Below are 20,080 nucleotides of genomic sequence, written 5' to 3'. Positions count from 1 at the left end.
GCGGAGCTGGTGCGCTCGTGCGCCGCGGTGTTCCTTCCGGCCGAGGTGCCGAGGGAGGGCCGGATCGCGTTCTGGTCCCCGGAGGGTACTTCCCGAAGCGGTCTGGCCGGGGTTCGGGGCGTTGTCGGGGGCGGGGCGGTTGGTTCTGCGGGGGGTGGGGAGTCCGGTGCCGCGGGGGCCGGGCCGCCTGGAGCTGCCGGGGGTGAGGAGTCCGGAGCCGGCGTGGCGAGGCCGTCTGGCGCTGTCGGGAGCGGAGCGCCCGGTGGTGGCAACGCCCGGTTTCTCGGTTCTGCCGGGGGCGGAGTGCCTGGTGCCGGTGTGGCCCATGCTGCCGGAGCCACGGCTGAGGCAGCCGCCGCTGGTGGTGCCGCCGGGCAGGGCGTGCCTCCCGGCGGGGAGAACCCGCTGACCCGTGCCGTCGACGAGGACATCGCCGTCGTACGCCCCCACGGCAAAGGCGTCCGTACACGTACCGTCCCCGCGTTGACCCTGCCCGTGGCGGAAGCCCTCCCGCTACTGCTGCGCGCCGCGTCCCCGCACCCCGCCGTGGCCTGCTGGGCCGCCGCCGCCCGGCACGCCCTGCATCTGGCCGCGCGCGGCAGGCTGCTGCCCGGGCTGACCGGCGGTGATCTCGACGCGTGGCGGGCGGGGCCGCTGGACGCCGCCGACGTCACACAGCTGCGGGCCATCGCCGCGGCGATGCCGGCCGAGGCGCACGCCGTACCGCTGCCGGGCAGCAGGCCCCTCCTGCTCCCCGAGCCCTTCGCCCTGGTCAGGGCCTTCATCGACGCCGTGGTGGACACCCTGCCGCGTACGCCCGCCGCGGCGCACGCGGTCGGCGCGCCCTTCGCCGCGCGCGAGCCGCAGCGGCTGCCGGGCGCGCGGGAGTGGGCCGCGGAAGTGGCTGCCGGGATGGACGCCGGCGTACGCGTGTCGCTGCGGCTCGACCTTCAGGCGCACGAGGTGTTCGACGGGGCGACCGACGACGTACCCGGCGGCGTACCTGACGGCGGGCGGACGGGGGACACCGGCGAGAGCATGGCGAGCCCGGCCGCGGCCGTCGTGCAGGTGCACAGCCTCGCCGACCCCACCCTCGTGGCGGACGCGGCCCAACTCTGGTCGGGCGCCGACCACTTCGGGCCGCGGGCCCGCGTGGACACGCTGCTCGCGGTGCGGCGCGCGGCCCGCGTATGGCCGCCGCTGACCCGCCTCCTGGAACGGCCGCGTCCCGACGTACTCCCCCTGAGCGAGGGTGAGTTGTACGAACTCCTCGGCACGGCGGCGACCAGGCTCGCCGCCGCGGGAGTCGCCGTGCACTGGCCCCGCGAGCTGACGCGCGGCCTGACGGCGACCGCGGTCGTACGCCCCGCACCCGGCACCGCGGCCGACAACTTCGACTTCTTCAAGACCGAGCAACTGCTGGAATTCCGGTGGCAGTTGGCGCTCGGTTCAGAAGACGGCGAAGGTGACGGGACCGGGAGCCCCCTCACCGAGGCGGAGATGGACATCCTGGCGGAGGCGCACCGCCCCGTCGTACGCCTCCGTGACCAATGGGTCCTGGTCGACCCCGAACTCGTACGCAAGGCGCGCAAGCGGGACCTGGGCCTCCTGGACCCGGTGGACGCGCTGTCCGTCGCGCTGACGGGAACGGCGGAGGTGGAGGGGGAGCGCGTCGAGGCCGTCCCGATCGGCGCCCTCGCCCGCCTGCGGGAACGCCTGACCGACGACCTGCGCACCGTCACCCCGCCGCCCGCGCTCGCCGCCACCCTCCGCGACTACCAGCTCCGGGGCCTCGCCTGGCTGGACCGCATGACCTCCCTCGGCCTCGGCGGCTGCCTCGCCGACGACATGGGCCTCGGCAAGACGGTCACGCTGATCGCCCTCCACCTGCACCGGGCCAGGCCGGAACCGACGCTGGTGGTCTGCCCGGCCTCGCTGCTGGGCAACTGGCAGCGGGAGATCGAGCGCTTCGCGCCGGGGGTCCCGGTGCGACGCTTCCACGGGACGGGCCGCAGCCTGGACGGCGACCTGGACGGCGGCTTCGTCCTGACGACGTACGGGACGATGCGTACGAGTTCCGCCGAACTGGCCGCCCACAAATGGGGACTGGTGGTGGCCGACGAGGCCCAGCACGTCAAGAACCCGCACGCGGCAACGGCGAAGGCGCTGCGCACGATCCCCTCAGCGGCGCGCGTGGCCCTCACCGGCACCCCGGTCGAGAACAACCTCTCCGAGCTGTGGGCCTTGCTGGACTGGACGACACCGGGCCTCCTCGGCCCCCTCAAGTCGTTCCGGGCCCGCCACGCCCGCCTGGCGGAGGGCGGCGAGTTCGCCGAGAACGACGAGGCGATGGCCCGCCTCGCCCGCCTGGTGCGCCCCTTCCTCCTGCGCCGCAAGAAGTCCGATCCGGGCATCGCCCCGGAGCTTCCTCCCAAGACGGAGACGGACCACCCGGTGACACTCACCCGCGAACAGGCGTCGCTCTACGAGGCGGTCGTACGCGAGACGCTGGCCCGCATCGAGGCATCCGATGGCATCGCGCGCAGGGGCCTGGTCATGAAACTCCTCATGGCGCTGAAGCAGATCTGCAACCACCCGGCGCAGTACCTGAAGGACGGCGCGCTCGCCACGCGCGCGGGCCGCTCGCGCTCGGGGAAGCTCGAACTCCTCGACGAGCTCCTCGACACGATCCTGGCGGAGGACGGCTGCGTACTGATCTTCACGCAGTACGTGGAGATGGCCCGCCTCCTCGCATCGCACCTGTCAGGGCGCGGCATCGGCACCCAACTCCTGCACGGGGGTACGCCCGTCAAGCGGAGGGAGGAGATGGTGGACCGCTTCCAGTCGGGCGAGGTCCCGGTGTTCCTCCTCTCCCTCAAGGCGGCGGGCACCGGCCTCAACCTCACCCGGGCGGGCCACGTCATCCACTACGACCGCTGGTGGAACCCGGCGGTGGAGGAACAGGCCACGGACCGCGCCTACCGCATCGGCCAGACCCAGCCGGTCCAGGTCCACCGTCTGATCACCGAGGGCACGGTGGAGGACCGCATCGCCGAACTCCTCGCCGCGAAGCAGGCGTTGGCGGACGCGGTCCTCGGCGAGGGCGGCGAGTCGACGCTCACGGAGCTGTCGGATGCGGAGCTTGCGGACCTGGTGTCGTTGCGGAGGGTGTCGTGAGGGCCGGGGCGCGCGGTCGCGCGACCGGCGCCAACCGGGTCTTCCCCCCACTGCCCCGGCACCCGGACCCCCAGGCACCGTTCGCCACCTCCTGGTGGGGCAACGCCTGGATCGGAGCGCTGGAGGGGACATCGCTCGACGCGGGGCGCCTGGCCCGCGGGCGCGCGTACGCCCGGGAGGGGCACGTCGACACCATCACCGTGGCGCCGGGCCGCATCGTGGCGTACGTGCACGGCAGCCGCCCGCGCCCCTACCGCGCCGAGATCCGTATGCGCACCCTCGCGCCGGAGGACTGGGACGGGTTCCTGGACGCGGTGGCCACGGAACCCGCGCACATCGCGGCGCTCCTGGACAAGGACATGCCGCACGCACTGGTGGACGCGGCGGAGCGAGCCGGGGTCCAACTGCTGCCAGGACCGGGCGACTTGGTGCCTTCCTGCACCTGCCCGGACCACGGCCGGCCCTGCAAGCACGCGGCAGCGCTCACCTACCAGACGGCCAGGCTCCTCGATGCCGACCCCTTCGTGCTCCTCCTCCTGCGAGGCGGGGACGAGCAGGCGCTCCTCGACGAACTGGCCCAGCGGAACGCGCACCAGGCGGCGCGCGAGCAGTCCGCCACCACGCGGGGTGCGACCCCCGAAGCGCTCCCCGGCACCCTGGCCCGAGACGTCCTGTCCACGGAGTACCGCCCCCCGCTCCCGCCCCCGCTCGCACCCCCCGCCCACCCGGGCGAACCCCCGCTCCTCCCGTCGGTCCCGGGCGCTCCCAGCGCCACGTCCCTGGAGTTCCTGGCCACGGACACGGCGAACCGGGCCCACGCGTACCTGACCACGGGCGCCGACCCGTTCCCCACCACCGACCCCTGGCACGACGCGGTCCGCCTCGCGGCCTCCCACCCCGGCCTCACGGGCCGCCGCAGCTTCAGCCGCCCATTCGCCGAACTGGCACAGTCGGTGGACCACACCCCCGCGGACCTCGCCCGCGCTGCGGCGGCCTGGCGCCAGGGCGGCGAGGAGGGCCTGGCGGTCCTGGAATCCCCGTGGGATCCCCCGGCGGGCCCGTTCGACCGAGCTAGGGGCGCGCTCCTCGCGGCGGACCTCCCGCGCATGACGATCCACCGGAACCACCTCACGGACGCGCGGGGTTCCTTGCAACTCCGCTTCGGCCGGGACGGCCGCTGGTACCCGTACCGCAGCGAGGCGGGGCGTGACGACTGGTGGCCGGAGGGGGAGGCGGACGAGGACCCGGTGGGAGCCCTGAGCACGACGATCTGTCCCTGAGAGCGAGCCCGAGGGTAGATTCCAGATCTCGATGCCGTGATCGTCGCTTGGGGGAGCAGTGGACTGGGGGACGCTCGTCGCCGCGGTGAGCGGTGGTTCCATCGCCATCACCGGCACGGTTCTGGCCGACCACCTGCGTCACCGTCATGAGGCGGGCCGTGGCCTCAACGAGCGGCGGCGGGCGGTCTACATCGAGTTCATCAGCGCCGCGGAGGGGTGTCACTCGCGCCTGCGGCAGATCGCTCAGGGGCCCGGTGCGCCGGGAGGCGACGGAGAAGGCGATCTCGACGCGGTCACACGCGCGGCACTGACGGAAGCCACGATCTACGAGGTCCGGGAACGGCTGTTCATCGACGCGAGCTCCGCCGTCGCCGGCGCGGGCCAGGTGATGTTCGAGCGGCTGCGCGCCCTCCGGAAGGCGGTCGCGACCGGCGCCACGCAGACCTCACCCGCCTTCCACGCGGCCTACCACCCCTACATCGGAAGCGTCTGGGGCTATCGCGTCGCCGTACGCAAGGAACTCGACGGCCAGTCCCTCTCGCCCGAGGAGTTCGGCTGGTCCAGCTGGGACGGCAGGGACCGCTGCCCGCTGTGCCGGGGGGAGTCGCGGGGCGGCGCCTGACGCGGGACGCCCTCTGTCCACTCGGCGGGCCGGCTCGGCCCGTCGTGCGGTCGCGCTCGTCCGCGAGATCGTCACATCGCGGAAATACTCCCGTCCCATTCCCTCCAAGAAGACCGTTTACGGTTGATCACAAGCCCAGGCCGATGTCGTCCGGCGGCACCCATCCGTCCATGCCCGCCCGATGACGACACAGGAGCACGGTGAGTCCGGTGATCCCGCGCGCAGCTTCCCTTCCGCCCTGGCTCGGCCATGCCCTGCGTACGCAGCGCGGGCCCGTGCCGTGGCACGCCGTTCTGCGGGGTGCGCTGGCTGCGGGGCCGTTGCTGGGCGCGGGCGTGGTCTCCGGGCGGGTCTCCGTGGGGGTGGTGGCCGCGCTCGGGGCCATGCTGGCCGGGATCAACGACCGGCCCGGGAGCCGTCGGGTCGCCGTGCGGCGGCTCGGGGTGCCCGCGGTCGCCGGCGCGGGCGGGCTCGTTTTCGGGGCGTACGTCGTCGAAGCCGGCGGAGGGCCTCTGCTGCTTCCTCTGCTGTTCGCCTTGCTCGGTCTTCTCGCCGGCGCGTTCAGCGCCGTGGGGCCCGTCGCCTCCGCCGGTGGCACGCAGTTGCTCGTCGCCGCCGCCGTCGGAGCCGGGATGCCGTTGCCTGAACCCGGATGGCAGCGCGCGTCGTTCTTCCTGGGCGGAGCCGCGTGGCTGATCGTGCTGCGGCTCCTGCTGCCTTCGCCCGACAGCCGCAAGGGAGCTGCCCGGCCCTACCGCCTCGACGGTGAACGCACCGCCGTGTCCGCCGTCTACGAAGCCGTCGCCGCGCTTCTCGATTCCGCGGGCACCTCGGACGCGACCGCCCGCCGCGCAGCCCTCACCGCCGCGCTCGACCACGCCCAGGACGCCCTCTCCGGGCCGCGCCTGCGCAGGCACGCCGCCTCGGCGGCCGAGCGGCGGCTGCACGCGCAGTACCTCGCCGCGCTGCCGCTCGGAGAGGCGGCGACCGCGCTCGCCTGGGCCGGTGAGCCGCTCCCGCCGCGCACGGGCGAGGGGCCGCGCCGTCTCGCCGCCGCCATTCGCGACGGCGTCCCCAGCGGACCGCTGCCCGCGCCCGCACGCTCCGGCGCCGGGCTCCGCGCCCTCGACGACGCGCTGCTGCACGCCGCCGAGGCCTTCGACAGCGGCACCGCGCGGCCCCCGCACGGCCGGCGGCGCGGCCCCGTCGACGTACTGCGCACGGTGGCCGGGCCCGGCGGGCGCGAGTACGGCGTGCGGGTCGCGCTCTGCTTCGGGGCGAGCGCCGCGGTCGCGCAGGCCCTGCAGCACCCGCACTGGTACTGGCTGCCCGCCACCGCCGTCTTCCTGGTCAAGCCCGACCTCGGGCCGCTGGCGTCCCGCGTCCTGTGCCGCGCCCTCGGCACCGTCCTCGGAGCCGTCCTCTTCGCGGCGCTCGCCGCCCTGCTACCACGCCCGGTCGGGCTCGTCGCCGTCGTCGCCGTGTGCGGTGCGCTGATCCCCGTGGCCACGCGGCACTTCGCCGCCCAGACCGCGGTCGTCACGGTCCTCGTCCTCGCCCTGGTCATGGTGGGCGGGGAGCCGCAGGCCGCTCGGGGGCGGATCGGGGAGACCCTGCTCGCCTGCGGCATCGTCCTGCTGGTCGGGCATCTGCCGTGGCCCGTGCGGCGCGGCGGTCGCGTACAGGACCGGCTGGCCGCCGCCCACGCCTCCGCGCACGACTACCTGCGCCATGTCATGAGCGGCGCGGCGGACGGCACGACGGTCGGCGCGGCGGTCGGCACCGGCGGGAGAACCGCTGCCGACCACCGTGCCGCCCGCTGGGCCCTGCGGCGCGAGGCCTACCGGACGCTGGCCGAGGCCCGCGCCGCGATCGACCTGGCGGCCGCCGAACTTCCCGCCCTGGCCCGGCACTCCCAGGGCTCCGAGCGAGTGGCGGCCACCCTCGAACGCCTCGTCGACACCACGACCGCCTGCGCGGTGCACGTCGACGACACGGGACGCCTGCCGCGGCGGCACGCGGAGCGCCTCGACGCGCTGCTCGCGGAGCTCACCACGGTGGCGTGATCCCGGGGCCCGCGCCGGGAGGGTCTCAGAAGTCCACCCGCACCCGGTCGTCGAGCCGTGCCACCGAGTCCTGCTCGTACCTCTTCACGTAGGACTCGCGGATGTTCTCGATCCGGGTGTCACGCTTGTGCGCCTGCGACGTCGGATACAGCAGGATCAGCTCGTACGTGCGCTCACGCTCGACCTTGCCGTTCGAGTCCCGCCACTGGCCGCGACCTTCCTGCACCGTGAGCCCGTCGGGGAACCACGGCGTCACCTTGACGTCGATGAACCTCATGAACTGCTTGTCGGTCACCTCGGGGCCACCGTCGGGACGCTCGGTCCCGAAGAGGAGCCGGGTCTCGGTGTAGGCGTGCCCCCGGGAGACCTGCGACGTGGTGGTCGTGCCGGGCGAGCGCGTGTCGGTGTCGAACGAGGCGTACGCCGCCGGGGCGCCGACGGCGAGGACCGTCGCGGCGGCCGCGGCCACGGCGAGGCGGGTGCGGGAGATGCGGGAGAGGGTGCGGGGCATGGCGGCTGATCCCTTTCGGTGGGGCAGATCAGGGGGAGAGGGGGAGCAGGTCAGGGTGCACAGGGGTGGGGAACGCCGTAGCGGTGGGAGCCGTGGCGTGTGGATCTCTGTGTACGTTGATCCATGACGGGCGCAGACGGTAGTCGACACGCCACGCTCCGCGCTCCCTCCCGTACGGCCGTACGGCTGAATATCCATCCCCTCCCGTAAGACGCCGTCTTCCCCTACGCCACTCAACCCCCATACGTTGCGGGGGACTTGACCGGAGCGGCGGAGGGGCGGCGGGCATGAGGGCACGTACTGGGACACGTACGGGGATACCGGCCGGGACACGGACGGGGACGGGCCTCGCCACGGCGCTCGCGGCGGCAGGCGTACTGGCCCTCGGAACCGCGGGGTCGGCGAGCGGCGCCGCCGCGTCGGCCACCGGCGACCCGGCCCCGCAGTCGCCGTACGCGTCCACCACCGGCGTCGGCGTCCACAACGCCTACGAGAAGGCGAAGTACCCGTACTTCGCGGACGCGCTCGACTCCGGTGCGGGCATGCTCGAACTCGACGTGTGGACCAATGTGTTCGGCAGCGGCTGGCGGGTGTCGCACAGCAACCCGGTCGGCAACGACAACAACTGCGAGAACGCCGCGAGTGCGGCCGAATTGCGCACCAAGGCCCGCAACCAGAGCCTCGCCGGGTGCCTCACGGACATGAAGAGCTGGCACGACGCCAACCCGGGCCACCGGCCCATCCTCCTCAAGGTGGAGCTGAAGGACGGCTTCCAGGGGAGGAACGGGCGCGGGCCCGCCGACCTCGACACCCTCCTGAAGAGCAAGCTCGGCGACGCCGTCTACCGCCCCGGCCAGCTCACCGGAGGGCACGCCACCCTCGACGAGGCCGTACGGAGCGACGGCTGGCCCCAGCGCAGTGCCCTCGCGGGCAAGTTCATCGTCGAGCTGATCCCCGGCACCGTCGAACAGGGCAACCCGGCGGACACCCTGTGGACCGACCGCGAGTACGCCACCCATCTGCGCGACCTCAAGGCCGCCGGGCGCCTGGGCGATGCCGCCGCCTTCCCCGCCGTGCTCGGCGCCGAGGCGGGCGACCCGCGCGGGCGGTACACGGACGCGGCGATCCGGCCCTGGTTCGTGCTGTTCGACGGCGACGCGTCCACGTACGCGGGCGGCACCATCGACACCAAGTGGTACGCCGACCGGCGATACCTGGTCGTCATGTCCGACGCCCACAACGTCGCCCCGGCCATCGACGCCGTGAACCCGACCGAGGCCCAGGCCCGCGACCGCGTCGCCCTGCTCGCGCGCGGCAACGCCAGCATCGTGTCGTCGGACTGGTATCCGCTGCCGGGCGTCCTCTCGACGGTGCTCCCGCGCGGCTGACCCGCACGGGCCCCGCGGCTAGCGTTCGATCCGTACCCACACCGGCGCGTGATCCGAGCCCCTCGCGTCCCGCCGCACAGCCGGATCCTCGTCCTCCACCGACGGCAGCGCGGTCGCCGTCGACCCCGGCACACCCGTGCCCGCGGCCTTGACCAGGTTCAGGAAGCCGCGGCTCACCAGGACGTGGTCGATCAGCTCGCGGCGTCCCGCGTGGATACGGGAGTAGCGCTGCTCGGGCGGGATGAGCGGGGCCACGTTCCACAGCCGGTGCGCGTCGCCCTTGTCCGCCTTGTCGAACCCGGGGGTGCCGATCTCGGAGCCCGGCGGGCCGAGCAGGATCTGGGTCGTCGCCGCCGACACCTCGTCGTTCAGGTCGCCGAGCACGACGACATCGTGCGTACGGCCGTCCCCCTTCAGGAGGCGGTCGGAGAGTGAGCGCACCAGGGTGGCCTCCGCCGCACGCCGGTAGAGCGCGTACGCCCCGAAGCGGGCCCGCTCGCCCTCGTCCCGCGGCTGGAACCGGCCGTTGCCGTACGACAGGAGCTTCGACTTCAGATGGCAGACGGCCACGTCGAAGAAGAAGGCGCGCGTCGTCACCGTCACCGCGAGGACTCCGCGCCCGGCCCGCGTCACCGGCCTGCCCGCGTCACCGGACTGCACCGCGCGCAGCGGTTCGGGGAAGCGGTTCTCGTCGGCCACGACGGACACCGGCAGGGAGCTGAGGAAGCCGACGCGGGTGCCGCGCTCGTCCGCGTGCTCCGAGAGCGTGGTGTGCCAGGTGCCCTCCAGCATCCCGGCCAGATCCGAGAGGGCCTCCGGGTCGCCGACCTCCTGCACGCCGAGCACGCTCGGGTTCAGCGCCTTGATCGTCGCCGCGAGAGAGGCCAGCTTCGCCTCGTACGCGGCCTTGTCCTCGGGCCCGAACTTTCCGCCGGGCCGGTAGAGGTTCTCCAGGTTCCAGGTGCCGACGAGCATGGCGGGCTCCAACGGTTCGGCGTGGTCAGCGGGTTGACGCCAGCGTGCCCGCGAATCCGGTGCCGCGACAGGGCACGGGATGCGCACTCCCCGTACCTTGAAGAGATGACGCCGCCTCCCGCGCACGGCCCCGCCGATCTCGTCATCACGGGCTGCACGGCCCTCGTCCACGACACGGAAGGCCGGATCGGGTTCCTCGACGACGCCGCCGTGGTCGTCCGCGGCGGTCGCATCGACACCGTCACCACCACCCCCGACGTCGCCGGACTGCGGGCCGCCGAACGCATCGACGCACGTGGCCAGGCGGCCCTGCCGGGTCTGATCAACTGCCATACGCACACGCCGATGGTGGCCCTGCGCGGCCTCGCCGAGGATCTGCCGGCGCACGAGTGGTTCAACGACTGGATCTGGCCCATCGAGTCCAACCTGACCGAGCGGGTGGTCGGGCTCGGCGCGCGTCTCGCCTGCGCCGAGATGATCCGGGGCGGCGTGACGACCTTCGCCGACCACTACTTCGCGATGGACACCGTCGCCGACGTCGTCGCCGAGAGCGGTCTGCGCGCCAACCTCGGTGCCGCCTTCTTCTCCTCGCAGGGGCCCGAGGGCCGCGCCGCGTCCCTGGAGTTCGCGCTGCGGCAACGCGGCGCCGCCGACGGCCGCATCACCACCTCGCTCGCCCCGCACGCCCCGTACACCGTCGACGACGCGGACCTCGCCGCGACCGCGGAACTCGCCCGCGAGCACGGCCTCATGGTCCATCTGCACGCCTCCGAGAACCGCGCCCAGACCGAGAACAGCCTGGAACGCCACGGCCGCACCCCCATCGAGATCCTGCACCGCGCCGGACTGCTCGACGTCGACGTCCTCATCGCGCACGGCACCGGCATCCTCGACCGCGACCTGCCCGTCCTCCGGCAGGGCACGGGACGTGTCGCCGTGGCCTCCGCGCCCCGCGGCTACCTGAAGTTCGGCTGGGACACCACGCCCGTGCATGCCCTGAGCGACATCGGCATCCCCGTCGGGCTCGCCACGGACGGCGCCGCGTCGAACAACACCCTGGACGTCTGGGAGTCCATGACGCTCACCGCACTCGTCCAGAAGTCCACGCGGCGCGATCCGGCCTGGCTGACCGCGCGCCAGGCGCTCGGTCACGCCACACTGCAGAGCGCGCGAGCCGTCGGCCTGGGCGAGGAGATCGGCAGCCTCGCGCCGGGCCGCCGCGCCGACATCGTCCTCGTCGACCTCACCGGGCCCCACACCCAGCCCGTGCACGACCTCGCGGCCACGCTCGTGCACAGCGCCCGCTCGGCGGACGTCACCACGACGATCGTCGACGGGCGGATCCTGATGCGCGACCGGCGGCTGCTGACCCTCGATGTGCCCGCGATCGTAGGGGAGTTGGCCGGCGAACTGCCCGCTCTGATCGACCGCGGTCACGGGAAGCGGATCCAGGACTACGAAGGTTGAGAAGTTTTTCCGTCGCGACCGATGAGTTCCGATGACCGCGCGGGTCACCCCTCGCAGACGTACGGATCCGAGGGGCGGGTCCGCAGGAGGGACTGAGGGACCATGCGACTTCCCGACATCGTCACGCGCGAGGAGTGGCTCGCCGCTCGCCAGGACCTGCTCGCCAAGGAGAAGGCGGAGACACGGGCGCGTGACGCGCTCAATGCCGAGCGGCGGCGGCTCCCGATGGTCGAGATCGACAAGGAGTACCTCTTCGACGGTTCCGACGGAAAGGCCACGCTGTTCGACCTCTTCGACGGCAACGCCCAACTGATCGTCTACCACTTCATGTTCGCCCCGGAGTGGGACGCGGGCTGCCGCAGCTGCTCGGCCTTCCTCGACCAGATCGGCCACCTGTCCCATCTGCGGGCCCGCGGCACGAACTTCATCGCCGTCTCCCGCGCGCCCTTCACCAAGATCCTGCCCTTCAAGGCCCGGATGGGCTGGACGGTGCCGTGGTACTCCTCGCACGGCGGCGACTTCAACCAGGACTTCCACGCCACCGTCGGCGAGGGCGAGGAGTCCTTCGAGCAGCCGGGCCTCAGCTGCTTCCTGCGGGAGGGCGACCGCGTCTTCCACACGTACTCGACGTACGACCGCGGCACCGACTGGATCGCCTCCTATTCGAGCCTCCTCGACCTCACCGCCCTCGGCCGGCAGGAGGAGTGGGAGGAGCCCAAGGGCCGGGCGACGGGGCTCGGGGCGCCCGCGGGCAGCGACCGGGTCAGGTATCACGACGAGTACGAGAGGTGAGGAACCGGTACAACCAGGTGTCAGGTCCGTCACGTTGCGAGTCCTTTCCACCCCCCGGCGCGTTCTACTCCTAAAGAGTCCATAAGGACTGCCAACGGGGGAACAGAAGGACGATGATGAACAAGCGAGTCGTACTGGAACGCTTTCCGGCCGGTGGGCCGCGAGGATCGTGGCCCGCGGAGGACTTCGCGCGGGCCCGCCGCCTGGAAGGGCAGCGGGCGGAGGTCGTGATGGACCTCGCGTCCGATGCCTTCCTGGTGATCGTGCGCGAGCCCGTGGCGCGCGAGACCGCCGTCACCGACCTGTCGGAGATAGCCGCCGCGGCATAGGCGCGAGTACGCCCCTCAGCGCTCGGCGTGCCCGTTCGGTGACTTCGGCGAGGGAATCTTCGCCGTGAACTGGTCGGCCTGCAGCGCGTACAGCTCCGCGTAGACGCCGCCGGTCCGCAGGAGTTCGTCCGGTGTGCCCGACTCCACCAGGCGCCCGCCGTCCAGGACGTGGACCAGGTCGGCGTGGCGCACCGACGCCAGACGGTGGGTGATGAGGATGACGGTCTGGCCCGTCCCGGCGAGTGCCCTGATCTTCTCGAAGACCTCGAGCTCGGCGCGGGCGTCGAGCGCCGCCGTCGGCTCGTCCACGATGAGGATGCTGCCGCGCCGGTAGGCGGCGCGCGCGATGCCGAGCCGCTGCCACTGACCGCCGGACAGCTGGTGCCCGCCGGTGAACGCGCGGGCCAGCAGCGTGTCGAGCCCACGCGGCAGGTCGGCCACGACGTCATCGGCACCGGCCTCCTCGACCGCGGCGCCGATCCGGTCGTCCGTCAGGGGCACCGATGACCGGCCGATCGCGATGTTCACGCGTGCCGTGAACGGCCAGCGCTTGAAGTCCTGCGCCACCATCGCGATACGTTCCGCGAGTTGCTGCCGGTCCGCGGTCGCCGCGTCCACGTCGTCCCACAGGATCCGGCCGCCCTTCGGCGCGTACAGACCGGCGAGGAGCTTCACCAGTGTGGTCTTGCCGGAGCCGTTCTCGCCCACGAGAGCGACGATCTTCCCGGTAGGCAGGGTGAGGGAAACATCGCTGAGCGCGTCCTTCTCCGAGGCTCCCGGATAGCGGAACGTGACGTTCTCGAACCGTATCTCCCGTGGCTCCGGCGGCAGTTCGGCGCCGCCGACCGGGATCTCGCGCCGCGCCGCCTCCACGAAGAGCCGCTCCAGGTCGCCGACGAACAGGGCGTCCTCATGCAGGGAGTTGACCTCCACGACGAGTGTGTCGAGATTGGAAGCGCCGGTGCGGATCGCGATGACGGCGGTGCCCGCGACGGACAGCGCCATCGCCCCGGCGAGCATCAGGCCGCCGAGCGTCGCGTACGTCGCCGCGGTGGCGACGCCCGTCCAGGCCGCCGCGATCAGGCCCGTCCGGGCGGCCAGGCGTGCCAGGCGCGCCTGCTCCTCCTCCGCGGCCTCCGACATGGACCGGAAGTGCCGCAGCAGGAACGGACCCACGCCGTGCACCCGGATCTCCGGTGCCGCCCGCTCCTCCGTGAGCAGGCTGCCGATGAGACGGCCCGCGCGGGCGTGCTGCACCCACGCGTGGAAGGAGACATAGCGGCGCCGGGCGATCGTCAGGGCGCTCCACGCGCTCGGCAGGGTCATCGTCACCAGGAGCGGCAGCAGCGCCGGGTGCAGGACGGTCAGCACACTCGCCGCGGCGACCAGCGAGATCATCGCGTTCACCACGCGTGTCGCGATGCCGATCATGCGGCGGGCGGACGCGGCCCCGTACTGCGCCGTGTCCAGCAGCTTGTGGAACGCGTCGTCCTCGATGGCCGAGAGCTCCACCGACGCCGCCCTCTCCAGGTACTGCTCGGTGGCGACGCGTTCGACCTTCGGTTCCAGACGCCCCGTCGCGTACGTCGACGCGGCGCGCAGCAGCGCGGCCACGAACAGCACGGACGCCATCGTCACCAGGGCGGGCGCCGCGCCGCGCAGCCGGTCGGCGAGCGGGGCGTCGGTCAGCAGGCGCGCGAGCACGCTGTTGACCGCGAGGAGGCTCACCGCCTGGCACAGTCCGCGGCCCACCTCGGCGGTGATGACGGCGCGCGCCGCCGGCCGGTCGGCCTGCCACGCGAGCCGGAAGCTGGCGGCCAGCAGCGCGGGAAGCCGCTTCAGCATGGACCGGAACCCCAGCTGGAGGAACGCCTCCTCGTACTGGGCCCAGCCGGTGTCATAGCGCAGGGGGCCGCCGAAGAGCAGTTTCTCCGACCCCGAAGTCCCGTCCCCTTTGCGGGTGTTGCTCTGATGGTGGTTCGTCTTCTTCTCCCTCTCCGTGCGCGGGTGCGGTGTGCCTGCATGGCATACCCCATGCAGGCAGCACCGCACCCGCGCACGGAGAGGAGTTCTTCGCGACGCGATTTCTAGGCGCGTACGGCCCGTGACCATCCCGGTGTGGTGCCCGTGGCCCTGCACAACGCCAGATACAGAGGAATGGGCGGCGTATAGGGAACCTCGCCGCCCGACGGGCTGTGGATCAGTGAGGGAGCGCGCCGGGCGCCCGGCACCACGGCTCCCGCGGCGTAGTAGGCCGGGGAAGGCCATTCGAGCGCGACGTCGGAGTCCGCGGGGACGATCCACCACCACCGCGCCGCGGCCGCGCCATCGGCGTCCCCGGCCTCTTCGTACACACACCCCACGCGCGGCAGCCGCGCCATCAGCCGGGGCCCGAGCCGCGCGGGCACCGAGACCGCGTCGCATCCCAGGGGCTGCGTCATCCCGGCCGGGACGGCGAGCCGCGTCGGCGCCGGTGGGGAGGAGGCGGCGGACCGCCTCCGTTCGAGGCGGACCAGCGTGTCCAGGTCCCACAGCCGCCGCACCGTCACCGCGCTCACACGCCCCCTGTCCACGTCGTCCTCACGCCCGCACCCTCTGTCACGTCACGCCCGCAGTTCCGCCCATACGGTGAGACCGGCGCCGGGGCCCTCGTCACGCACGCCCCACGCGTTGCTCACCGCCTCGACGAGAAGCAATCCCCTCCCGTGCTCCTCGTCGGCGTCGGGCCCTTCCTGGGCGGGCCGCGGGACACCCGATCCGTATCCGTCGTCACGCACAGCTATGCGCAGTGACCCGGGTTTGGTGCAGAGCTCGCAGACGATCCGGTGACTCGCCGTGTGCACGATCGCGTTCGTGACCAGCTCGGAAACCACGAGCGCGGCGGCGTCGCGGCAGTCCTCGCCCAGGTCCCAGCCCAGGAGCTGGGCGTTCGCGAGCCGTCTGGCTTGTGCGGCGGAGCCAGGCCGTGGCACCAGCGCGAAGCTGACGCAGAGCTCGGAGCCGCCCTCGACCCGCGCGTCGGCGGACATGCCAACAGGGGCTTCGGCGGCAGCTGTGTGTAACGGCGCGGGCGGAGTCACGCCATCCACTATCGCCCCGCCGGGAACACCTTGGCAAGACCCACTCTGAAAAGTGCACAGTGGCGTGTTCCTTCGAGACGGCACGTGGCACACTGCTGGCAACGGCTCCAGGTGCGGAGTGAATTGGCATGTCATGGAGTACGTGGAGGTAGGACGTGAGCGAACCGCGGTCCGCGCCGACCGTCGGCCAGGTCGTCCTAGGCCGTCGTTTGCAGGACCTGCGTGAGCGCGCGGGCCTCAAACGAGAGGAGGCCGCGCGGATTCTCCGCGTGGCCCCCGCCACGGTCCGCCGCATGGAGATGGCAGAGGTCGCGCTCAAGATCCCGTATCTCCAGCTCCTCCTGAAGTCCTACGGCGTCGGCGACGACGAGGCCGACGCCTTCGTGACGCTCGCCGAGGAGGCGAACAAGCCGGGCTGGTGGCAGCGGTTCCACGACATCCTGCCGGGCTGGTTCAGCATGTACGTCAGCCTGGAGGGGGCGGCCGGCCTCATCAGGTCCTACGAACCGCACTTCGTGCCGGGTCTGCTGCAGACCGAGGAGTACGCACGTGGTGTGATGCGCTCCGGAGCGATCGGCCAGACCAACCCCGAGGACATCGAGCGGTACGTGGCGCTGCGCATGGAGCGACAGTCGCTGCTCACCCGCGAGGACGCGCCCCGGGTCTGGGTCGTGATGGACGAGACCGCCCTGCTCAGACCCGTGGGCGGTCCCGAGGTGATGCGCGAGCAGATCGACAAGCTCCTGGAAGCCGTCGAACTTCCTCATGTGACCCTGCAGATCGCGCCATTCGCGGCGGGTCCGCACCCGGGCACGTACGGACCGTTCGTGCTCTTCCGCTTCGCCATGGCGGAACTGCCGGACATGGTCTACAGCGAGTACCTGACCGGCGCCGTCTATCTGGACGCGCGCTCCGAGGTGGCGACCCACCTCGAGGTCATGGACCGCATGGCGGCGCAAGCCGCGACGGCACATCGCACAAAGGAGATCCTCCGGGACCTCCGCAAGGAGCTGTGAATGGATCGACACCGAGCCGGTACGCGACCCGGGTCCAAACCCGGAGCCGGGACCCGTCCCGATTCCCGGGACGACTCCCGGATCTACAACGGCATGCCCGCCCGCGAACTCGGCAGCGAGGGCTGGCACAAGCCGTGGAGCGGTGGCAACGGCGGCAACTGCCTGGAGGCCATGAAGCTGGCCGACGGCCGGGTGGCGGTCCGCCAGTCGGCAGATCCGGACGGCCCGGCGCTGATCTACACATACGGCGAGATCAACGCGTTCATCCAGGGGGCGAAGGCGGGGGAGGCCGACTTCCTGCTGTCCTGAGCGCGCGCGTGTGTGCCCGTTAGCGCGCGTGTGCCCGTTTCCTCGCGGCCCGGGAGGTGTTTCAGGCGGTCATCGGCCGGTCGTACGGACCGATCGGTGCCGCGAGGCAGGTCGTGCCGGTCAGCCATCGGTCGACCGCGGCGGCGGTGGCGCGGCCCTCGGCTATCGCCCATACGACCAGTGACTGGCCGCGGGCCGCGTCGCCGGTCGCGAAGACCCCCGGCACGTTGGTCGCGAAGTCCGGGCCGCGGGCGAGGGTGCCGCGGTCCGCGACGTCCAGGCCGAGCTGGTCGACCAAGCCGCCCGCGGTCCGCTCGGGCCCGGTGAAACCGAGCGCGAGCAGCACCAGGTCGGCGGGGAGCTCGCGGTCGGTGCCGGGGCGAGGGCGGCGGTCCGCGTCGACCTCGGTCAGGTGCAGGGCGTTCACCCGGCCCGCCGCGTCGCCGGTGAAGCGGAGTGTGGACGCGGCGAACAGCCGCGCGTCGGCGTCCGCGTCCGCGGCCGGTGCCGTACGCAGCACGCCCGCCTCCTCGTGCGCGGGGGGCAGGCGGTAGACCTTCGGGTACGTCGGCCAGGGCTCGGCCAGCTCGTCGCGTGCGTCACCGGGCCGGCCGTAGATGTCCAACTGTGTGACGGACGCGGCCCCTTCGCGTATCGCCGTGCCCAGACAGTCCGCTCCGGTGTCACCGCCACCGACGATCACGACGTGCCGTCCGGCGGCGCTCAGCGGGGAGGTGTCGAGGTCTCCCTCGCAGACGCGGTTGGCGAGCGGAAGGTACTCCATGGCCTGGTGGATGCCACTCAACTCCCGTCCTGGGACGTCGAGTTCGCGCCACGCGGTGGCGCCGGTGGCGAGCACCACCGCGTCGTGCCTGGTCCGCAGCTCGGCGGCGCCGATGTCCTGCCCGATCGTGACGGACGTACGGAAGACCGTCCCCTCGTCCCGCAGTTGCGCGAGGCGCCGCTCCACATGGTGCTTCTCCATCTTGAACGCGGGGATGCCGTACCGCAGGAGCCCGCCCGCGCGGTCGTCGCGCTCGTACACGACGACGGTGTGCCCGGCGCGCGTCAGCTGCTGTGCGGCGGCGAGCCCTGCCGGGCCCGAGCCGACGACGGCGACCGTCCGGCCGGAGTGCCGGTCCGGGGCGCGAGGCGCATTGAGGCCGTCCGCCCAGGAGCGGTCGGCGATGGCCGCCTCGACGTTCTTGATGGTCACCGCGGGCTGGTTGATCGCGAGGACACAGCCCGCCTCGCAGGGGGCGGGGCAGAGGCGGCCGGTGAACTCGGGGAAATTGTTCGTGGCGTGCAGCCGGTCGGCCGCGGCACGCCAGTCGGCGCGCGAGACGAGGTCGTTCCAGTCGGGGATCAGGTTGCCCAGCGGGCAGGCCTCGTGGCAGAACGGGATGCCGCAGTCCATGCAGCGGTCGGCCTGCCGCTCGACGATGGGCAGCAGCGCGCCGGGGACGTACACCTCGTCCCAGTCCTCGACCCGCTCGCCGACGGACCGGCGCGGCCATTCCTGACGGGGGGTGGTGAGGAAGCCTCTGGGGTCGGCCATGGCCGTCTCCCTCGGGTGCTCTCGCAGGCTTTCGGCCACTGTACGACGGGAGGGCTGTGCGGGCATGTTCGCGCGGGCCGGGCCGGGCCGAGCTGGTGCTGGCTGGGGCAGGGGCGCGGGGCTGACGCGTCCTTGCCCGGGGCTCAGGTCAGGGCGAGGATGAAGGACGCCGATGCGGCCAGGGAGGCGCCGACGCGGATGTGGTTCCACATGGTCCACTCCCGCACGTACGTACGCCAGCGGTCCGCGCTCTCCGGTGCCTGCGGGTCGAGCTTGGCGAGGGCGTCGTTGCGGGGGACGTTCGCGGCGACGGTGACTCCGAACGAGCCGAACAGATACAGCGCGGCCCCCAGCAGCAACTCGACGGTGCCGTTCTCGGGCCAGAGCACGAAGGTGACGACGGCGACGACCGCGCTGAGGCCGGCGGCGCCCATGAACACGGTCATGAACCCGGCGGTGACCGCCTTGACGTTGATCGACTGCATGGCCGCGATGCCTTGCGCCGGGGGGAGGGCGGCGAGGCCCTGCATCACGAAGGTCGAGAACGCGACGAACGCGCCCGCGACCAGGCCGCAGGCGAGCGCGCCCAGCACGACGAGCACGAAATACGGTCCCTCGATCATGACAACTCCCGCGTTGGGTAAGGCAGCCGACAGGTGAGCGAGCCGCAGTGATCCTCCATGGCGCGGCCCCGCACCACAAGTGAATTGCCTCGACCGTCCCGACGGCCATGCGCGGGGCGCGCGGGGGCATGCGTGTGCGTCGCCCCAGGCCCCCGGGCCGGGGGCCGCCTCAGACCGCCACACCCCCGTGGGCCCCGGGCTCCTGCCAGGACCGCAGCGTCGCCTCGACCGTCGGGGCGATCCGGCGCCGTGCCTCGCCCCGGGGTACTCCGCTCATGAGGAGGCGGTCGTACGGCGTCTCGGTGTGCCGGACGGCGGCCACCACCGCGGCCGTCACCGCCGACGCGGACAAGGCCCGGCCCGCCGCGCTCCGGCCCACCCGCCCGCTGCCCCGCACGGACGCGTGCGCGGCGATCGCCCGGCAGCGCTCCTCGGGGCACCCCGGAAAGAGCCGCCGTATCTCCTCCGCGAAGGCGCTGGTGAAGCGCACGTCCTCCAGAGCCCGGCGCGCGGCGTCCCGTGCCCGGCGGCGAGCCCTCGCCTCCGCGTCCGCGAGGCACCGCTCCTCGGCGCGCGCGAGCGCCGCCTCCTCGACGAGTACACCCTGCCGCTCGTACCGGCCCTGTCGCCGGTTGAGGCGCACGACCACCGCCGAGAGCCCGCTCCCCTCGCGGGCCCGGCGCGTCAGCGCGGTGTCGCCGCGTGGCAGGAAGACGAGATGGCCCAGGTCGGCGCAGTCCAGGCAGCGCGGCTCGGATTCCTGGACGACCAGGAGGGAGAGCGGCCCGTCGTGACACTCCGCACAGTGCCGGCGCCTGAGGGGCTGGATGGCGAGAAGTGCTTTCCGGGTTAGGGGAGTTGGTGCCATGCAGAAAGGATTCCCCCGA

18 protein-coding genes are annotated in these 20,080 nt (G+C 72.7%); 10 read left to right on the top strand and 8 right to left on the bottom strand.

Features of this window, described 5'->3' with window-relative positions:
• Nucleotides 1-318 precede the first annotated feature (318 nt).
• The 4 genes from ACWGIH_RS38185 to ACWGIH_RS38170 all read left to right on the top strand — a co-directional run bounded on the left by ACWGIH_RS38185 (nucleotide 319) and on the right by ACWGIH_RS38170 (nucleotide 7,145).
• A complete protein-coding gene (locus ACWGIH_RS38185; protein ID WP_453448523.1) occupies nucleotides 319-3,177 on the top strand; it encodes a DEAD/DEAH box helicase in 2,859 nt (952 codons plus the stop codon).
• On the top strand, nucleotides 3,174-4,457 hold the full coding sequence (locus ACWGIH_RS38180; RefSeq protein WP_453448524.1) for an SWIM zinc finger family protein: 1,284 nt from the start codon (nucleotides 3,174-3,176) through the stop codon (nucleotides 4,455-4,457). Before ACWGIH_RS38185 ends, ACWGIH_RS38180 begins: the two co-directional genes overlap by 4 nt.
• A 58-nt stretch (nucleotides 4,458-4,515) precedes the next feature.
• The gene (locus tag ACWGIH_RS38175; protein WP_453448525.1) at nucleotides 4,516-5,079 is read left to right on the top strand and encodes a CchlQ; all 564 of its coding nucleotides are present in this window, start codon (nucleotides 4,516-4,518) and stop codon (nucleotides 5,077-5,079) included.
• A 209-nt stretch (nucleotides 5,080-5,288) separates the two neighbouring features.
• Complete coding sequence (locus ACWGIH_RS38170) at nucleotides 5,289-7,145, top strand: FUSC family protein (RefSeq protein WP_453448526.1); 1,857 nt, start codon at nucleotides 5,289-5,291, stop codon at nucleotides 7,143-7,145.
• 25 nt (nucleotides 7,146-7,170) lie between these two features.
• Here ACWGIH_RS38170 and ACWGIH_RS38165 read toward each other — a convergent pair whose 3' ends face one another.
• Nucleotides 7,171-7,656: a DUF3574 domain-containing protein gene (locus ACWGIH_RS38165; protein ID WP_453448527.1), complete on the bottom strand. Its 486-nt coding sequence runs from the start codon at nucleotides 7,654-7,656 to the stop codon at nucleotides 7,171-7,173.
• Between the two features lie 287 nt (nucleotides 7,657-7,943).
• On the opposite strand from ACWGIH_RS38165, the gene ACWGIH_RS38160 reads away from it, so the two are divergent.
• Nucleotides 7,944-9,044: a phosphatidylinositol-specific phospholipase C domain-containing protein gene (locus ACWGIH_RS38160; RefSeq protein WP_453448528.1), complete on the top strand. Its 1,101-nt coding sequence runs from the start codon at nucleotides 7,944-7,946 to the stop codon at nucleotides 9,042-9,044.
• 18 nt (nucleotides 9,045-9,062) lie between these two features.
• Here the strand turns inward: ACWGIH_RS38160 and ACWGIH_RS38155 are convergent, their stop codons facing one another.
• Nucleotides 9,063-10,019, bottom strand: a complete 957-nt coding sequence (locus ACWGIH_RS38155) for an endonuclease/exonuclease/phosphatase family protein (RefSeq protein WP_453448529.1) — start codon at nucleotides 10,017-10,019, stop codon at nucleotides 9,063-9,065.
• 105 nt (nucleotides 10,020-10,124) lie between these two features.
• Between ACWGIH_RS38155 and ACWGIH_RS38150 the strand changes: the two genes are divergently transcribed.
• The 3 genes from ACWGIH_RS38150 (at nucleotide 10,125) to ACWGIH_RS38140 (ending at nucleotide 12,607) form a co-directional block, all read left to right on the top strand.
• Nucleotides 10,125-11,486, top strand: coding sequence for an amidohydrolase (locus ACWGIH_RS38150; RefSeq protein ID WP_453448530.1), 1,362 nt, complete (start codon nucleotides 10,125-10,127; stop codon nucleotides 11,484-11,486).
• A gap of 102 nt (nucleotides 11,487-11,588) precedes the next feature.
• On the top strand, nucleotides 11,589-12,278 hold the full coding sequence (locus tag ACWGIH_RS38145; RefSeq protein ID WP_453448531.1) for a DUF899 domain-containing protein: 690 nt from the start codon (nucleotides 11,589-11,591) through the stop codon (nucleotides 12,276-12,278).
• Nucleotides 12,279-12,394: 116 nt separating this feature from the next.
• Entirely contained in the window at nucleotides 12,395-12,607 is a 213-nt protein-coding gene (locus ACWGIH_RS38140; protein WP_453448558.1) for a hypothetical protein, read from the top strand.
• 15 nt (nucleotides 12,608-12,622) lie between these two features.
• Here the strand turns inward: ACWGIH_RS38140 and ACWGIH_RS38135 are convergent, their stop codons facing one another.
• From ACWGIH_RS38135 to ACWGIH_RS38125, 3 genes are all read right to left on the bottom strand, one after another.
• Complete coding sequence (locus ACWGIH_RS38135; protein ID WP_453448559.1) at nucleotides 12,623-14,452, bottom strand: ABC transporter ATP-binding protein; 1,830 nt, start codon at nucleotides 14,450-14,452, stop codon at nucleotides 12,623-12,625.
• Between the two features lie 242 nt (nucleotides 14,453-14,694).
• Complete coding sequence (locus ACWGIH_RS38130; protein WP_453448532.1) at nucleotides 14,695-15,180, bottom strand: hypothetical protein; 486 nt, start codon at nucleotides 15,178-15,180, stop codon at nucleotides 14,695-14,697.
• A gap of 30 nt (nucleotides 15,181-15,210) precedes the next feature.
• A complete protein-coding gene (locus tag ACWGIH_RS38125) occupies nucleotides 15,211-15,636 on the bottom strand; it encodes an ATP-binding protein (protein WP_453448533.1) in 426 nt (141 codons plus the stop codon).
• 206 nt (nucleotides 15,637-15,842) lie between these two features.
• Here ACWGIH_RS38125 and ACWGIH_RS38120 point away from each other — a divergent pair, with 206 nt between their 5' ends.
• Both ACWGIH_RS38120 and ACWGIH_RS38115 read left to right on the top strand, forming a co-directional pair.
• Nucleotides 15,843-16,703 carry a helix-turn-helix domain-containing protein gene (locus ACWGIH_RS38120; protein WP_453448534.1) on the top strand — a complete coding sequence of 287 codons (861 nt, stop codon included), beginning with the start codon at nucleotides 15,843-15,845 and terminating at the stop codon, nucleotides 16,701-16,703.
• 93 nt (nucleotides 16,704-16,796) lie between these two features.
• The gene (locus tag ACWGIH_RS38115; RefSeq protein WP_361188955.1) at nucleotides 16,797-17,012 is read left to right on the top strand and encodes a DUF397 domain-containing protein; all 216 of its coding nucleotides are present in this window, start codon (nucleotides 16,797-16,799) and stop codon (nucleotides 17,010-17,012) included.
• A 61-nt stretch (nucleotides 17,013-17,073) separates the two neighbouring features.
• Here the strand turns inward: ACWGIH_RS38115 and ACWGIH_RS38110 are convergent, their stop codons facing one another.
• From ACWGIH_RS38110 to ACWGIH_RS38100, 3 genes are all read right to left on the bottom strand, one after another.
• Nucleotides 17,074-18,570, bottom strand: coding sequence for a glutamate synthase subunit beta (locus ACWGIH_RS38110; RefSeq protein WP_453448535.1), 1,497 nt, complete (start codon nucleotides 18,568-18,570; stop codon nucleotides 17,074-17,076).
• 143 nt (nucleotides 18,571-18,713) lie between these two features.
• A complete protein-coding gene (locus ACWGIH_RS38105) occupies nucleotides 18,714-19,193 on the bottom strand; it encodes an anthrone oxygenase family protein (protein WP_453448536.1) in 480 nt (159 codons plus the stop codon).
• Between the two features lie 169 nt (nucleotides 19,194-19,362).
• Complete coding sequence (locus tag ACWGIH_RS38100; protein WP_453448537.1) at nucleotides 19,363-20,061, bottom strand: DUF2293 domain-containing protein; 699 nt, start codon at nucleotides 20,059-20,061, stop codon at nucleotides 19,363-19,365.
• Between the last annotated feature and the right edge of the window lie 19 nt (nucleotides 20,062-20,080).

The sequence above is a fragment of the Streptomyces sp. NPDC054872 genome, from assembly GCF_053610705.1.
This window is presented reverse-complemented; position numbering and strand designations above follow the sequence as displayed.

What these genes read in the sequence shown, in the direction of transcription:
- ACWGIH_RS38125 (WP_453448533.1), bottom strand. Translation starts at nt 15,636, where the DNA reads ATGTCCGCCGACGCGCGGGTCGAGGGCGGCTCCGAGCTCTGCGTCAGC.
- ACWGIH_RS38100 (WP_453448537.1), bottom strand. Translation starts at nt 20,061, where the DNA reads ATGGCACCAACTCCCCTAACCCGGAAAGCACTTCTCGCCATCCAGCCC.
- ACWGIH_RS38110 (WP_453448535.1), bottom strand. Translation starts at nt 18,570, where the DNA reads ATGGCCGACCCCAGAGGCTTCCTCACCACCCCCCGTCAGGAATGGCCG.
- ACWGIH_RS38115 (WP_361188955.1), top strand. Translation starts at nt 16,797, where the DNA reads ATGCCCGCCCGCGAACTCGGCAGCGAGGGCTGGCACAAGCCGTGGAGC.
- ACWGIH_RS38155 (WP_453448529.1), bottom strand. Translation starts at nt 10,019, where the DNA reads ATGCTCGTCGGCACCTGGAACCTGGAGAACCTCTACCGGCCCGGCGGA.
- ACWGIH_RS38150 (WP_453448530.1), top strand. Translation starts at nt 10,125, where the DNA reads ATGACGCCGCCTCCCGCGCACGGCCCCGCCGATCTCGTCATCACGGGC.
- ACWGIH_RS38145 (WP_453448531.1), top strand. Translation starts at nt 11,589, where the DNA reads ATGCGACTTCCCGACATCGTCACGCGCGAGGAGTGGCTCGCCGCTCGC.
- ACWGIH_RS38165 (WP_453448527.1), bottom strand. Translation starts at nt 7,656, where the DNA reads ATGCCCCGCACCCTCTCCCGCATCTCCCGCACCCGCCTCGCCGTGGCC.
- ACWGIH_RS38105 (WP_453448536.1), bottom strand. Translation starts at nt 19,193, where the DNA reads ATGATCGAGGGACCGTATTTCGTGCTCGTCGTGCTGGGCGCGCTCGCC.
- ACWGIH_RS38140 (WP_453448558.1), top strand. Translation starts at nt 12,395, where the DNA reads ATGAACAAGCGAGTCGTACTGGAACGCTTTCCGGCCGGTGGGCCGCGA.
- ACWGIH_RS38160 (WP_453448528.1), top strand. Translation starts at nt 7,944, where the DNA reads ATGAGGGCACGTACTGGGACACGTACGGGGATACCGGCCGGGACACGG.
- ACWGIH_RS38135 (WP_453448559.1), bottom strand. Translation starts at nt 14,452, where the DNA reads ATGCTGAAGCGGCTTCCCGCGCTGCTGGCCGCCAGCTTCCGGCTCGCG.